The organism is Terribacillus saccharophilus (assembly GCF_002272745.1).
GTDB classification, from domain to species: Bacteria; Bacillota; Bacilli; order Bacillales; family Amphibacillaceae; genus Terribacillus; species Terribacillus saccharophilus_B.
This window is the reverse complement of the sequence record NZ_NPBD01000002.1, coordinates 490,381-504,659: the sequence shown is the minus strand read 5'-3', so window position 1 is coordinate 504,659 and position 14,279 is coordinate 490,381. Positions and strand designations below refer to the sequence as shown.

General features: G+C 44.0%; 16 protein-coding genes. 13 read left to right on the top strand and 3 right to left on the bottom strand.

Going from position 1 to position 14,279, the window contains the following annotated elements; genetic code table 11:
- The first annotated feature begins 1 nt into the window (after position 1).
- The 9 genes from panB to nth all read left to right on the top strand — a co-directional run bounded on the left by panB (position 2) and on the right by nth (position 8,600).
- Positions 2-832 (top strand): 3-methyl-2-oxobutanoate hydroxymethyltransferase, encoded by an 831-nt coding sequence (gene panB, locus CHH58_RS04295; RefSeq protein WP_095262079.1) that lies wholly within the window; start codon positions 2-4, stop codon positions 830-832.
- A gap of 2 nt (positions 833-834) precedes the next feature.
- Entirely contained in the window at positions 835-1,704 is an 870-nt protein-coding gene (gene panC, locus CHH58_RS04290; protein WP_095232761.1) for a pantoate--beta-alanine ligase, read from the top strand.
- A 16-nt stretch (positions 1,705-1,720) separates the two neighbouring features.
- Positions 1,721-2,107, top strand: coding sequence for an aspartate 1-decarboxylase (panD, locus tag CHH58_RS04285; RefSeq protein WP_095227063.1), 387 nt, complete (start codon positions 1,721-1,723; stop codon positions 2,105-2,107).
- 78 nt (positions 2,108-2,185) lie between these two features.
- Positions 2,186-4,951, top strand: coding sequence for an ATP-dependent DNA helicase DinG (gene dinG / locus CHH58_RS04280; RefSeq protein ID WP_095262078.1), 2,766 nt, complete (start codon positions 2,186-2,188; stop codon positions 4,949-4,951).
- A 200-nt stretch (positions 4,952-5,151) separates the two neighbouring features.
- Positions 5,152-5,325 carry a YpmA family protein gene (locus CHH58_RS04275; protein WP_095227065.1) on the top strand — a complete coding sequence of 58 codons (174 nt, stop codon included), beginning with the start codon at positions 5,152-5,154 and terminating at the stop codon, positions 5,323-5,325.
- Complete coding sequence (locus tag CHH58_RS04270) at positions 5,291-5,821, top strand: DUF5590 domain-containing protein (RefSeq protein WP_141235079.1); 531 nt, start codon at positions 5,291-5,293, stop codon at positions 5,819-5,821. The genes CHH58_RS04275 and CHH58_RS04270 overlap by 35 nt, the downstream gene beginning before the upstream one ends.
- Before the next feature lie 39 nt (positions 5,822-5,860).
- Entirely contained in the window at positions 5,861-7,153 is a 1,293-nt protein-coding gene (gene asnS / locus CHH58_RS04265; RefSeq protein ID WP_095262077.1) for an asparagine--tRNA ligase, read from the top strand.
- Positions 7,154-7,222: 69 nt separating this feature from the next.
- On the top strand, positions 7,223-7,930 hold the full coding sequence (locus CHH58_RS04260; RefSeq protein WP_095227068.1) for a DnaD domain-containing protein: 708 nt from the start codon (positions 7,223-7,225) through the stop codon (positions 7,928-7,930).
- 16 nt (positions 7,931-7,946) lie between these two features.
- Positions 7,947-8,600: an endonuclease III gene (gene nth, locus CHH58_RS04255; protein WP_095262076.1), complete on the top strand. Its 654-nt coding sequence runs from the start codon at positions 7,947-7,949 to the stop codon at positions 8,598-8,600.
- A gap of 51 nt (positions 8,601-8,651) precedes the next feature.
- On the opposite strand, the gene CHH58_RS04250 is transcribed toward nth, so the two are convergent.
- Both CHH58_RS04250 and recU read right to left on the bottom strand, forming a co-directional pair.
- Entirely contained in the window at positions 8,652-11,276 is a 2,625-nt protein-coding gene (locus CHH58_RS04250; RefSeq protein WP_095262075.1) for a transglycosylase domain-containing protein, read from the bottom strand.
- Positions 11,276-11,884, bottom strand: a complete 609-nt coding sequence (gene recU, locus CHH58_RS04245) for a Holliday junction resolvase RecU (protein ID WP_430980825.1) — start codon at positions 11,882-11,884, stop codon at positions 11,276-11,278. Before recU ends, CHH58_RS04250 begins: the two co-directional genes overlap by 1 nt.
- 92 nt (positions 11,885-11,976) lie before the next feature.
- Here recU and CHH58_RS04240 point away from each other — a divergent pair, with 92 nt between their 5' ends.
- Positions 11,977-12,936, top strand: a complete 960-nt coding sequence (locus tag CHH58_RS04240; protein ID WP_095234074.1) for a DUF2515 family protein — start codon at positions 11,977-11,979, stop codon at positions 12,934-12,936.
- A 19-nt stretch (positions 12,937-12,955) separates the two neighbouring features.
- On the opposite strand, the gene CHH58_RS18510 is transcribed toward CHH58_RS04240, so the two are convergent.
- Positions 12,956-13,066 (bottom strand): spore protein, encoded by a 111-nt coding sequence (locus CHH58_RS18510; RefSeq protein WP_212551786.1) that lies wholly within the window; start codon positions 13,064-13,066, stop codon positions 12,956-12,958.
- 138 nt (positions 13,067-13,204) lie between these two features.
- On the opposite strand from CHH58_RS18510, the gene CHH58_RS04235 reads away from it, so the two are divergent.
- From CHH58_RS04235 to CHH58_RS04225, 3 genes are read left to right on the top strand one after another with little or no spacing between them, the layout of a single operon-like run.
- Positions 13,205-13,420, top strand: a complete 216-nt coding sequence (locus CHH58_RS04235; protein ID WP_095227073.1) for a hypothetical protein — start codon at positions 13,205-13,207, stop codon at positions 13,418-13,420.
- A 45-nt stretch (positions 13,421-13,465) separates the two neighbouring features.
- A complete protein-coding gene (locus tag CHH58_RS04230; RefSeq protein WP_249275027.1) occupies positions 13,466-13,828 on the top strand; it encodes a DUF1798 family protein in 363 nt (120 codons plus the stop codon).
- A 22-nt stretch (positions 13,829-13,850) separates the two neighbouring features.
- On the top strand, positions 13,851-14,267 hold the full coding sequence (locus CHH58_RS04225; RefSeq protein WP_095262073.1) for a cytidine deaminase: 417 nt from the start codon (positions 13,851-13,853) through the stop codon (positions 14,265-14,267).
- The last annotated feature ends 12 nt before the right edge of the window (positions 14,268-14,279 follow it).

Genomic DNA, 14,279 nt, shown 5'->3' with positions numbered 1-14,279 from the left:
AATGAAAACAAGGCTCGATTTTCAAAAGATGAAAGAAAACAGTGAGAAAATCACAATGGTCACCGCCTATGATTATCCTACTGCAAAATTGGCCCAGCAAGCTGGTATCGATATGCTGCTTGTCGGCGATTCACTTGGTATGGTCGTACTCGGTTATGATAGCACCATACCTGTAACAGTGGAGGATATGATTCATCATGGAAAAGCCGTGACTCGCGGAGGAAACGAGACGTTTGTCGTAGTGGATATGCCGTTTATGACGTACCACGTATCGGTGGAGGCAACTGTACCCCAAGCTAAACGCATCTTCCAGGAAACAGGAGCGCAGGCATTAAAGCTGGAAGGAGCAGATCAGGTCATTCTGGACAGTATTAAGGCATTAGCAACAGGCGGTATCCCAGTTGTCGGTCATCTTGGTCTGACGCCGCAGTCAGTCCATATGCTTGGCGGTTATAAGGTACAAGGTAAAAGCGAACAGACGGCAAAACAGCTGCTGGAGGATGCACGCAAAGTCGAAGCAGCCGGAGCAATTGCTGTAGTACTGGAATGTGTTCCAAAGCAGTTAGCAGCGCTCATTGCTAAAGATATTTCTATCCCGGTTATTGGAATCGGCGCAGGTGTCGATGTTGACGGCCAAGTTCTTGTTTTCCATGATATAAGCCGGTACGGTGTTGATCGTCTGCCAAAATTCGCAGTCAGTTATGCAGACCTCAACGAAACCATTACAAATGTCTTCTCCACTTATCGTGAAAATGTAAAAAACAGTATCTTTCCGAATGACGATCAGAGTTTCACGATGGACGAAACAGCATTACCTAAACTAGGAGAATGAACATGAAGATCATTTCGACATTAGAAGCATTGCAGCAAGAAAGAATACAGCTTGCAAATGAGCAGAAGTCAGTTGGCTATGTGGCAACGATGGGCTTTTTACATGAAGGGCATCAATCCTTGATGAAGCGTTCTAAAGCCGAGAATGATATTACAGTGCTTAGTATCTTCGTCAATCCGCTGCAATTCGGCGCGGGCGAGGATTTTGAGACTTATCCACGAGATGCAGTCCGTGATCAGAGTATTGCAGAACAAGAAGGCGTCGATATCGTCTTCATGCCAGAAGCAGCTGCAATGTATCCAGGCAATAGTACAATCAAACTACATGTTGCTGACCGGGTAGATGTGCTTTGCGGCAAATCAAGACCAGGTCATTTCGATGGCGTTGTTACTGTTTTATCAAAGCTTTTCCATTTGATTCAGCCGGACAGGGCATATTTCGGGCTGAAGGATGCTCAGCAAGTAGCAGTTGTACAAGCTTTAGTGCATGACCTTAATTTCCCGCTTGAAGTGGTTCCGGTACCGACAGTTCGCGAGGAAGACGGATTAGCGAAAAGCAGCCGTAATGTCTACTTATCAGAGCAGGAGAGACAAGTTGCACCAGCAATTTATCAAGCACTGCAGCAAGCTAAACAAAGCATCCAAGATGGAGCAAAGGATCCTGAAAAAGTAGCATCTGCTGTAAAAGAATTTATAAACAGACAAACAAGTGGTAGAATAGACTACGTTGAAATTTTGTCTTATCCAGCTTTGAAGCCAGTTAGGGAAATAGAAGCGCGTATTATCATTGCAGCAGCTGTCTATTTTGACAAGGCGAGATTGATCGACAATCTAGTATTGGAAGCCGACGGATCCATCATGGACCGTTTTTAATATAGGGGGAAATAAGATGTTTCGCACAATGATGAAAGCGAAGATACATCGCGCTCGTGTCACCGAAGCGAATTTGAACTATGTTGGCAGTATTACAATCGATACGCACATTCTGGAACAAGTGGGCATACTTCCTCATGAAAAAGTGCAGATTGTGAACAATAATAATGGAGCTCGTCTCGAAACATATGTAATCCCCGGTGAGCGGCATAGCGGAGTCATCTGCCTGAACGGTGCTGCTGCACGTCTTGTACAAAAAGATGATGTAGTAATTATTGTTTCCTATGCCATGCTATCTGAAGAAGAACTGGCTGACTTTAAGCCAAAGATCGCCCTGATGAACGAAGATAATACAGTTCAGCAAATCATCGAGGAAGAACCGCCGCTTACTGTGATGATGTAACGGCATAAAAGAATCGTACGATAAGACTCTTATCTGTGATAAGAGTCTTTCTTTTCTAAGCAGTATGGAGGGTGGAGTATGGAAAAATTTGTAGTGGTGGATCTTGAAACAACAGGGCACGCGCCGTCGAATGGCGATAAAATTATAGAGGTCGGGATTGTCGTCATCCAAGGACGTGTGATCACAGATCAATTTCAGACGATGCTGGATCCCGGTATGCCGATTCCACCTTTCATTTCCCAGCTGACAGGTATTACTGATGAAGATGTGGCTGGTGCTCCGCAATTCGAAGATGTAGCAGAAGAGGTTTCTGCTTTTTTCAAAGATAGCTATGTGGTCGCTCATAATGCGAATTTTGATTTGCGGTTTCTGAACAGCGCCTTGGAGGAGGCAGGACTTTCTCCAATTCAGCGTCCAGTACTTGATACGGTCGAGTTGGCCCGTATTCTGCTGCCAACGGCACCGAGCTATAAATTGAGTGTTCTTAGTGAGCATCTTTCTTTTGAGCATGATCAACCCCACCGGGCACTGTCCGATACGCTCGTAACAGCAGAACTCCTGTTGTCTCTTTTAGAGGAGCTAGGCAAGCTGCCATATGAGACAATTTCTCATCTATTAACACTTGAAAAATCATTGAAAAGTGATTTGCGCAGCTTGCTTGAGTATCGTTTGGAGGAACTTGCATTCGAGGATATACAGGATGATGGGCTTGAGGTTTATCGAGGACTGGCTTTTCGAAAAGTCCATGAAGAAGATGATACCGTTTCTGCTATTACCCAATCTTTCGGTGAGATGGCCGATCAGCTGTATCAAAAAGAGGGCTGGCTTTCAGAGGGAATGAAAGGCTACGAGCCGAGAAAAAGTCAGCTGGAGATGAGTGAACAGATCTTTGATGTTTTCCAATCAAATAGACACGCACTTCTAGAGGCTGAAACAGGTACTGGAAAATCACTTGCGTATCTTTTGCCAGCAGTTTACACAGCAGTAAAAGAAAAGAATCGCATCGTTATCAGTACGCATCTGACACAGCTTCAGGCACAATTGATGGACAAGGAAATTCCGCTTTTGCAGCGGATCCTGCCGTTTTCCTTCAAGGTAGCACTGCTGAAGGGAAAGCAGCATTATCTAAGTCTAAGCCGGTTTGAATCAGAGCTGCAGCAAACAGCAAATGACAATTATGATATCGTACTAACAAAGGCCATTTTACTTGTTTGGCTGACAATGACCGAAACTGGGGATATTGATGAAGTGAATCTGCCTTCCAGCGGAAAGCGGTTTTTCCTGCATATGTCTGCAGATGCAGAGGATACACAAGACCCATTTTCACCATGGTTTTCACGCTCGTTTTATCAGCGGGCAAAGAAAGCAGCTTGGCAGGCAGATATTATCGTGACGAATCATGCGCTGCTTTGTAGTGATATGCAGGAAGAGTACCAGCTCCTGCCATCATATCAGCGAGTTATTATCGATGAAGCACATCATTTTGAAGCGACAGCAGCGAAGCATTTCGGATTGGCACTTGATTATGTCTCAATCCACCATATGCTGTCTCATGCGAATAAAGTGTACGAGAAAGCAACAGATGAGCTTCCAATTACACAAGCGGAGATGCTGATTTGGCAAAGTTTATGGGACCAAACCAAAGAAGAAGCAGATGAAATGTTCCGTTATATCCATGATTTTGTTTTATCCCAGCATAAAAAGAAGCTCGGCACCAATGATATCGGCAGATTACAGCTGCGGCTTGAGGATGTTCGAGAGACGAAACAGGTCCTAGTGATTGCTGAAATGAGTAACAGATTATTATTCGTTGTGCGAGACTGTATCCACCATTTGCTCCAGCTGATAAAATCAGCCGATAAGCAAGGTGAGAAAAAGATTGCTGACTCCATACGAAATGCTGCGGATCAGCTACAGACGATTATCGATGCGATTGAACGGATGTTCCTCCTATATGACGATGGAGAAGTGAAATGGATAGAAGTCGATATGTACGGCGCACGAAATGCAGTTTATTTATACAGTGAACCATTAGATATTGCTGATTTGCTGCTTGAACATTTCTTTTCGGAAAAGAAGAGTGTTGTTCTCACGAGTGCAACTCTAACAATGAAGCAATCGTTTGCTTTCATTCAGGAACAACTCGGCTTGGATGAACATACCGTCACAAGACGTTTCGATTCTCCTTATTCATATCAGGAGCAAGTGCAGCTGCTCGTTCCAAATGATTTTCCAGATGTCCGAGGAAAAGATAATTATCCTTTCATCTATGCTGTTTGTGAAGCGATACTCAGTCTCGCCGCTATAACGGATGGACGAATGCTCGTTTTGTTCACTTCCTATGACATGCTGAAAAAAGCTTTTGGACTTGTGAAGGAACTGACAGAGGATCAGGATTATACCTTGATTGCCCAAGGTATTACGAGCGGCAGCCGCGATCGGCTGAAAAAGAATTTTCAGAGCAATAAGAAGGCCATCCTATTCGGAACCAGTTCATTCTGGGAAGGCGTCGATATTCCTGGAGAAGACTTAAGCTGTCTAGTCATTGTCAGACTGCCATTCCAGCCTCCAGATCACCCAATTTATGAAGCAAAAGCTGCCAAATTGAAGGCAGAAGGGAAGAATGCCTTTATGGAGCTTGCATTACCTAATGCAGTCATTCGCTTCAAGCAAGGTTTCGGCAGGCTGATCAGGTCTTCAAACGATAGAGGAATTGTGTTCGTTTGTGATGACAGAATGATGAAAACTAGATATGGCAGCTACTTCACTGCTTCCATACCGGATGTACCGACACATTATAAAAGTACAGCTGAACTTTTAGAACTCTCAGAGGATTGGCTATAAAAAAAGTGCGCCACAAGGACGCACAACTGCTGGGGAGAAGGAAGATTTTTGTTGAAAAAACTTTGAACTCGTCTTAGAATTACACCAGGACAACTGGTATAATAAGAATTGGATTGCTTCTCAACATACATTAGTTTGCTGCAGAAAGCCATCTCTATGAGTAACAAATCATGTAAATGAATTGCTCGGAGGTAACGAAGATGGAAAATAATAAGATGGAAACCATGTCCACTGTACGTGTACAATACAGCAGCGACCTGTACAAGCTGGTCGATTCACTGAACCGTACACTGAAGGAAAAGGACTTGATGTTCGGATTAGCATTGGATGAGGAAAATCATGATACGGCGATATTCACGATTTACCGTACCTAAGTGGGCAAAGATCACACTGTTTAGCGCTTTAGCTGTTTTGATCATTGTCCTCGGCTGCGGTATATACGTTTATAGCACTGCTCAAAATGCACGCACAGAGGGCTTTGAAGCTTCAGAGGATTTTGCACTTGAGAACACGGATATAGAAACCATAGATGAAGTGACACGCTTCAATGGCGAACATATCTATCATGTCGTCAAAGGCAAGCAAGCCGATGGAGAAGATGCTATCGCTTTTGTTAAAAAGAGCGAGAAGGATTCAGAACAGATCATCTATACGACCGACACAGCTGATGAGCAGCAAGTCGAGAGCAGCTGGCAGTCAGCATGTGGCGCAGACTGTGAAATGGATGATGTCCGGCTAGGATTGTATGATGATGCACCAGCATGGGAAGTCACATTTCGCGACGAACAGGATCGACTTGGCTACAGCTATTACACACTAGATGGTACAGAGCAGCTGGAAAGCTTTGCTCTATCCAACCAATATCAATAACACAACTACATATGTAGGACAGACAATGGAGGGTTCTTTTTGAAGACAACGATTGCAAAGCTAAGTGAGCATGTAGGAGAAGAAGTAACAATCGGAGCGTGGCTCCGCAATAAACGTTCCAGCGGGAAAATCGCATTTTTACAGCTGCGTGATGGAACAGGATTTGTTCAAGGTGTCGTCGTGAAAAGCGATGTACCCGAGGAAGTTTTCCAGACAGCCAAGAACATGACACAGGAAACATCTCTTTATGTTACAGGTAAAGTAGTGGAGGACAGCCGTTCTTCCTTCGGATATGAAATTCAAGTAAGCAATGTGGAGGTAATTCATGCGGCCACAGATTACCCAATCACACCGAAAGAGCATGGAACTGAATTCCTGATGGATAACCGCCATCTATGGCTTCGTTCTCAAAAACAGCATGCGGTTATGAAAATCCGCAATGAAATCATCCGTGCGACGTATGAATACTTCCATGAAAATGGCTACACGAAAATTGATCCGCCAATTCTGACAGGTTCCTCTGCAGAAGGTACAACGGAATTGTTCCATACGAAATACTTTGACGAAGAAGCATATCTATCCCAAAGCGGACAGCTTTACATGGAAGCAGCTGCAATGGCATTTAACAAAGTATTCTCCTTCGGTCCAACATTCCGCGCAGAAAAATCCAAAACAAGACGTCATTTGATCGAATTTTGGATGATCGAGCCAGAAATGGCTTTCGTGGAGCACGCTGAAAGCTTGGAAATCCAGGAGAACTACATCAGCCACCTTGTTGCTTCTGTGCTAAAGAACTGCAAACTGGACCTTGAAATCCTTGGACGCGATACAGATAAATTGGCAAAAGTAACTGCGCCATTCCCACGCATCACGTATGACAAAGCAATCGAATTGCTGAAGGAAAAAGGATTCGATGATATTGAGTGGGGCGAAGATTTCGGAGCACCGCATGAGACTGCGATTGCTGAAAGCTTTGACAAACCAGTATTTATCACCCATTACCCAGCTGCAATCAAAGCATTCTACATGAAGCCAGATCCGAATCGGGAAGATGTTGTGCTTTGCGCGGACTTGATTGCACCAGAAGGCTATGGTGAAATCATTGGCGGATCTCAACGTATCGATGATCTCGAATTGATGGAAAAACGCTATGAAGAACATAATCTGACTAGCGATGCATACAACTGGTACTTGGAATTGCGTAAATATGGCAGTGTGCCGCATTCAGGTTTTGGACTTGGTCTGGAACGGACAGTCGCATGGCTATCCGGCGTCGAGCACGTTCGCGAGACAATTCCATTCCCGCGTCTTTTGAATCGCCTATACCCATAATAAATAGATTACCTAACGATCCCTTGTCGAATGACGAGGGATTGTCCTATTAATGGAAGGAGAACCCAGATGAATAACGACTTGAATTACCAACGAATGCTGGGAAATCCATTTTCCTTTCCCGGTATCCTAATGAATAGATATGTATCTCTCGGTTTGAATGAAACGGAAATGATGGTCATTTTGCATATATGCTTTTTCCAGCAGCAAGGCATTATGTTTCCGACTACTGATGAACTAGCTAAAAAAATGACGCTTTCTGAAAGAGATGTAGCCCTGATATTACGCAAGCTCGTTCAGCGTAATTTGCTTCAGATTGAAGACGTGCAGGAAGAAAATATGCGTAGCCAAGCTTATAGTCTGAACGGATTATGGCATCTTGCCTTTGCAGAAACCGTCTATCCAGAACCTGAGAAGAAAACAGACAAAGAAGAAGAGGCAGCTATATTTATTCTCTTTGAGCAGGAGTTTGGCCGTCCGTTATCGCCTTTTGAAATAGAAACTGTCACGTTATGGCTGGATGAAGATATGCAGCCGCCATCTCTCATTAAAGCTGCTTTACGGGAAGCAGTACTTATGAGTAAATTGAATTTCCGCTATATAGATCGTATTCTGCGTGAATGGAAGCGCAAAGGTATCCGATCCGTAGATCAGGCCCGAAAGCAGAGTAAATCATTTCATGAGAACCAGCGCCCCACTGCAGCTGCGGTACGTTCAGAGCAGCAAGCACCAGCCCGCGATGTGAGTATCTACTACAACTGGCTGGAAGAAGATTGAGGAGGAAAAGCATACAATGCTGAACAAAACACAGATACGACGAGCATTGGATGTGATGCGTGACATGTTCCCGGAAGCAGCCTGTGAACTGGTGCACCGTAATCCATTCGAGCTGGTGATCGCCGTACTGCTGTCTGCACAGTGTACCGATAACCTTGTCAATAAAGTTACAAACGATTTGTTTGAAAAATATAAGACACCGGAAGATTACCTGGCGGTTCCGCTTGAAGAGCTGCAGCATGATATACGATCTATCGGTCTTTATCGCAACAAGGCAAAAAATATCCAGAAGCTCTGTCAGACGCTCATTGATCAATATGATGGGATTGTACCAGACACACATGATGAATTGGTCAAACTGGCTGGAGTAGGGCGCAAGACAGCTAATGTTGTGGCATCGGTTGCCTTTCATGAGCCTGCCATTGCTGTAGACACCCACGTTGAACGCGTATCCAAACGGCTTGGTTTCTGCCGCTGGAAAGACAATGTGACCGAAGTAGAAAATACATTAATGAAAAAGGTGCCGCGTGATGAGTGGAGCGATACACATCACCGCATGATCTTCTTCGGACGCTATCATTGTAAAGCCAGAAACCCAAACTGCCTGGCATGTCCGTTGAACGACATTTGCCGGGAAGGGAAGAAACGGCTGAAAGCCGAAGCAAATTAAAAGACAGTCACTCCAAATCGAAGTGACTGTCTTTTTTTGTTGTATATATTGTTATTGCTGATCTTCTGTTTCAGGTTGATCGGCTCCAGAACCAGCATCTCCGCCGGTATCAGCTCCCTGCTCACCTTCAGCAGGTTCTTCTTCTGTATTGTCTGAATCCTCGCCTTGACCAGAGTTTTCATCATTACCATTACCATTGCCGTTGTTATTCTCATTACCGTTACCATTGCCATTGTTCTGGTCACTGTTTTCATCGGCATTCTGGTCTTGGTTCTGTTCATCATTCTGATCCGGGTTCTGCTCGTCCTCATTTTGCTGCTCTTCATTGTTTTGATCTTGTTGATCCTCAGTATTTTCATCAGGATTTTCTTCTTCTTCTGCATTCTCTTCTTCACCAGGGACGGTGACAGAAGTTGATTTCGCTTCACTAGTCTCGCCATCAACAGACGCTGTAACTGCAATGTTGTAGGTTTGTCCAGCTTCGACGTTCTCGATTACTGCTGAAGTATCAGACGTGGACGTAGAGCCGCTTGGATCAGCATTTACACTGAAGCTTGCATCGCCATCGTAATTCCAGCTGATATTGATACTGTTGCTTGCTTCATCATAGCTTGCAGAAAGTCCGGTTACCGGATCGATTTCTTCCTCTTCATATCTTTCTGACGTAGTTCCAGGAAGATTGCCCTTTAGGAATAATTCCGTCAGGATCTCGGAAGAGGGGGTGCCAGCACTTGGTGAGGCAGCAGGGCGAGAGCCTTTTTCGACTTTCGCCTCCACTACGTCACTGGGTTTTTTAAAGCTTTCCGTGTCCTTGCCTTGATGTACATTGGTCATGATTTGTTTGAACAGCTGTTTGGCAACATTTGTCCCGATTACGCCGTTTCCGTCTTGAATCACTTTGTTACCCTCGGGGTTACCGGTCCAGACAGATAGAGTGTAGTTTGTAGTCAAACCGTTCATCCAGGAATCAGGACTGCCTTTTTGGTCTTTTAAGTTCGTCGTACCAGTTTTACCGGCAATATCTAATCCTGCTACATTTGCCATAGTACCCGTACCTTCTGTCATGACAGAGCGCATCATGTCAGTTACCATATAAGCTGTTGATTCACTCATCGCTGCTGCCGATTCTGGTTTCATATCCAAGGTGCTGCCATCGCTGAATTCAATTTTCGTAATGGCGTATGGCTCCGTGTAGATACCTTCGTTACCAAATGCTGCATAAGCGCCAGCTATATCAATCGTATGGAACTGAGCTGCTCCACCGATACTATCTCCATTCTTGATTCCATCTTCAAATTCTAGACCTAAGCCATTCGCAAATTGTTCTGCGTTTTCGGCCCCAACAGCTTGGAATGTTTTGATTGCCGGAATATTATACGATTTAGCTAAAGCAGTTCTTGCACTCATCCAACCATGGAATTGGTCATCATAGTTACCAGGAGTCCAATCACCAATCGTAAGTGGTTCATCATTGATTTGTTCATAAGTAGATGTATATACACCTGTCTCAAATGCTGGTGCGTAGTCTAGAATAGGCTTCATACCTGATCCTGGCTGACGACCATCACCTTGTATAGCGTAGTTGTAACCGCCCAGTTCGTTGTTCCGGTTTCCACCAATAGCACGAATTGCACCACTCTGCGTGTCGAGCAGAGTAATACCAGCTTGCAATTGATCGTCCGGCCATACAATGCCGCTGTCTTCGCTTAGTGCACTTTCTACAGTCTCCTGTGCATCCGGATCTAAAGTTGTATAGATCTTCATGCCATCCAGGTTAAGGTCTGTATCCTCAAAGCGCTCACTAAGCTCTTTTTGTACTTGATCCAGGAAAGCACCGTACTTATTAGATTGCGGTTGCTTTTCGGCAAGTAAATCTTCGACTTTCGTCTTTTTCGCTTCATCCGCTTCTGCTTGGGTAATCTTTTCATGCTGTACCATTAAATCGAGCACGGTGTTCATACGTTGTTGTGCAAGATCAGGGTTTTCAAATGGATTATAAGCAGTAGGGCGCTGCGGCAGACCAGCTAGTAAAGCTGTTTCCGGCAGAGTAAGGTCATTCAGATCCTCTTTGCCGAAATACGTTTCTGCAGCTGTAGCAACTCCGTAAGCATATTGACCGTAAAATACCTTATTTAAGTACATTTCCAAGATTTCTTCTTTGGAATATTGACGGTCAAGCTGGAATGCAAGCCACCATTCCTGCATTTTACGTTTTACTGTCTTCTCTGGAGACAGGAAGGAACGTTTAATTACCTGCTGGTCGATCGTACTGCCGCCTTCAGCACCGAATCCATTTTTAAAGTTGGAGACCAGCGCGCCGCCAGTACGGATGATATCAATTCCGTTATGTTCAAAGAATCGGGAATCTTCTGTTGCAGTTACTGCATCAATTAGCTGTTGCGGCAGATCGTCATACGTTACTTTTCGTCTGCTTTCAGAGCCTAATTCTGCAAACTCGTCTCCATTCATGTCATAGATAATATTGGAAGCTGGGTCGGATAGTTTTTCTTCGTCCAGCTTAGGCGCTGTAGCTGCGTAATAACCAAATACGGCACCGCCCGCAACAACACATAGGACACCTATTAATACAATCGTAAGTAAAATTTTCTTCCAAATAGGTCTTTTCTTCTTTTTCTGTTTTCTTCTTGATGCACGAGATTGGCCCTTTTCTGCCATTACTCCTCTTCCTCCGTTCTAAAATGAAGCTGGTCGATAATGTGCAAATAATCGACCTTTGCCTGATACTTCATTGGAATAAGAAATCCTTCCTCACAGATCACCTCATAAGGAATAGATTTTCTGCCTCCATCATATTGACGTTTCCACCACGGAAAAAGTTTCTCTGCTTCGAAAAAAAATGTTTGATTGTGTGCGGAAAAACGCATAATGACGAAGCAGATAGCCCCATGACTGCATACATTCTCCATATGAGCTATCTGATGCTCGTGGAAATTGGAGAGAGGGAAGCTGGTCTTGTTTTTGGTGACCTTCGCTTCAAAATCTACATATTTTCCGCGATATACGCCATTATAATCCGTAGTGGATGCTTGTTTGAAATACGCTTCCTTAATGACCGCTGCACTTCGTTTTGGATAGTCGACCTGGACAATCTGCACTGGGGTAGGTTTTTTATGGATGATAGCTTTTTGTTGAGCGAGGTAATACTCGTTTGTCTCATTGATATCTTCCTCTAAAGTCATCCCCCTGTTGCCGAAATCGATAGGCTGTGAGAGCCTCGATGCAACGGTTTGTCTCATGATCTTTTTCCCGTTAGGATATTGCACGGTTTCTCCCCCCACTATAGGAATGATCATACCATAATCCTTAGAATACTTCACTTTGTGCCTGTAACTCAACTAAAAAAAGGGGCAATTCGATGACATTTACTGACATAGCGCAGTTGCTTGCTTCCATCGAAGAGAAAACAGCCGCTGCAAACTTAGATAATATCCGAAGAACGATGGCTTATCAAGCTTTTTATGAAAGGAATCCAGAGATCAAGTGGGCATTCCTAGCTTCAATGGTTTCCAGAAACGCTGGATGGAATATGACAGATCTACAATTGGATATGTTTCAGAACTTGCTGTCAGCGCGTATAAGAAAACAGCTTTTCTCTCTTTATGAACGTGCCAATTGGCTTATCTTCTCTGATGCATATCCACAGCTGCTCTTATATGAAGCACATAAAAAAGGACAAATTGATATGGTTGAACATCTGCGCCATTTTCGTGTTTCTGTCTTTATGGAAGAAACGTGGCAGCATTACTTAAAAGAGGGTGACATGCAGCAGCTGCTCTATTGTCTTATTATCAACGAACAGCATGTCATCGGTTCCCCTGTCATAGTCCAGCCATTTTATAAAAAGCATATCTTCAGCCGATGGCCATTTCAGCTGCAAGATTTATTCCGTCTGAATGCCGTATTGTTCCCGACATTGGATGGAAGATTATATGGACTGTATGCTCACCATTTTACAAGTGTAGATGAACGGATACAGGTGGGGAAGAAGTTGAGTCAGCTCCTTTTTGATGAGCAGCTTCATACCGCTTTTTTGCAATTTGCCAAAGTAGCTACTTATACGGGGTCTCGTGATGACTATGAGTGTTTTGGTCGGTTTAGAACTACCGGCAGTCGTCCGCTGCGGACTTGTTATCCAGTCATTTCACACGAAGATAATATTCGAAGAGACTGGTACAGATATGGGGGCATTAAACGAAGTTGGGTAATCTCTGAAAAAAAAAGGCGTTATCGATCGACTGGATCCGTCTTTTATTGGAAAAGGCGATTGTTGAAAGTAGCCGCATTAATCAAGAAAAAAAGCAAAGCGGTCAATTGATCGCTTTGCTTTTTTAAACTTATATGGAAGGACGATTTGGTCCATCAAGCTTTTTGTCATACCCATCACCTGCAGTGCGAGCTGTAGGCCGTTTCTGGTCAGTAGATGTCTTTTTTTCCTGCTTTTTCATCATTCACCCTCCTTTATAGTTAGGATGAGCGAAACAGCTCTGAATCATGCGAATGTGCCCGTAATTTTTGTTGTTTTGTCAGCTGTGCAGGAGAAGTCTTATCTTAGCAGAAACAGTAAGGAAAAAGGGGGCATACGGATGAACATGCAAAATGGTGTAACCAAAGAAGAATTGCAGCTGGCTCTGTTCCAGCTTGCTGGCGCATATCGGAAATTGGACCAAAGACTCACCGTACAGGCGAACCGTTCCAGGACAACACTAAAGCAACCTTTAATTGAACGCGTGCTTCGAGCAGAGTCCCAGCTAGATAAAAAGCATGATAAATGGAATCATGAGCATGGTAAATTAGCCTGACTGCTTGTATAATAGAACAACACGATAAGCAGAGAAGGGGTTATATTGACGACATTAAAGATATATAATAAGCAGCTATCCGACTTGATGGCCCAACTGAAAGAACGCTTTCTTACGCATGAGCCGCCAAGTGAAAAGCATGATAAAGCATTCTTCGAGATGGTGAAGAAGGAAACAGAACCAATGTATCAGCTGCTTCAGGAGTGGCATCAGGCTGCAGCGGACTTTGTCCAGCAGCGCGAGATCAGTGTGCATCCGCAGCAGGTACAGTCTACAGAAGAAAATGTCCATTTAATCATCCTGCATAGCTATTACATAGACATCCGGTCGGAACGATATATGGATTATCACCAATCGATCGGCTACGTCATCCAATTGCTTGATGAAGATATGGACCGATTAGAATGACACGACGGAGAGGAAGTAAACAATGACGAAAGAAGAATTGATTAATCTAGCTAAAGAAGCAAGAGAACGGGCATATATACCTTATTCTAAATTTGGAGTAGGTGCAGCAGTTCTGACCAAGGCAGGAAATGTATATCAAGGCTGTAATATTGAAAATGCAGCGTATCCGGTGACATGCTGTGCTGAACGAACTGCTATTTTCCAAGCTGTTGCAAACGGCGAAAGGGAGTTTTCTGAGATCGCTGTTGTAGCAAATACAGAACGTCCAGTTCCTCCATGTGGGTCGTGCCGGCAAGTAATGGCTGAATTCTTCCCTCAGGATGCTGTCATCCATATTTCGAACATGAATGGCGTTTCGAAGACAGTTACTATGGAAGAGCTGCTTCCGTTTTCTTTCCAGCCAGAAGATCTTTTTTCTGACGAAAAAGCTGCCCTGTAAAAATTAAATTTA

Bases quoted from the DNA above. Each gene is read 5' to 3' on its own strand.
- panB (WP_095262079.1), top strand. From the start codon at position 2: ATGAAAACAAGGCTCGATTTTCAAAAGATGAAAGAAAACAGTGAGAAA.
- panC (WP_095232761.1), top strand. From the start codon at position 835: ATGAAGATCATTTCGACATTAGAAGCATTGCAGCAAGAAAGAATACAG.
- panD (WP_095227063.1), top strand. From the start codon at position 1,721: ATGTTTCGCACAATGATGAAAGCGAAGATACATCGCGCTCGTGTCACC.
- dinG (WP_095262078.1), top strand. From the start codon at position 2,186: ATGGAAAAATTTGTAGTGGTGGATCTTGAAACAACAGGGCACGCGCCG.
- CHH58_RS04275 (WP_095227065.1), top strand. From the start codon at position 5,152: ATGGAAAATAATAAGATGGAAACCATGTCCACTGTACGTGTACAATAC.
- CHH58_RS04270 (WP_141235079.1), top strand. From the start codon at position 5,291: ATGATACGGCGATATTCACGATTTACCGTACCTAAGTGGGCAAAGATC.
- CHH58_RS04260 (WP_095227068.1), top strand. From the start codon at position 7,223: ATGAATAACGACTTGAATTACCAACGAATGCTGGGAAATCCATTTTCC.
- nth (WP_095262076.1), top strand. From the start codon at position 7,947: ATGCTGAACAAAACACAGATACGACGAGCATTGGATGTGATGCGTGAC.
- CHH58_RS04250 (WP_095262075.1), bottom strand. From the start codon at position 11,276: ATGGCAGAAAAGGGCCAATCTCGTGCATCAAGAAGAAAACAGAAAAAG.
- CHH58_RS04240 (WP_095234074.1), top strand. From the start codon at position 11,977: ATGACATTTACTGACATAGCGCAGTTGCTTGCTTCCATCGAAGAGAAA.
- CHH58_RS18510 (WP_212551786.1), bottom strand. From the start codon at position 13,066: ATGAAAAAGCAGGAAAAAAAGACATCTACTGACCAGAAACGGCCTACA.
- CHH58_RS04235 (WP_095227073.1), top strand. From the start codon at position 13,205: ATGAACATGCAAAATGGTGTAACCAAAGAAGAATTGCAGCTGGCTCTG.
- CHH58_RS04225 (WP_095262073.1), top strand. From the start codon at position 13,851: ATGACGAAAGAAGAATTGATTAATCTAGCTAAAGAAGCAAGAGAACGG.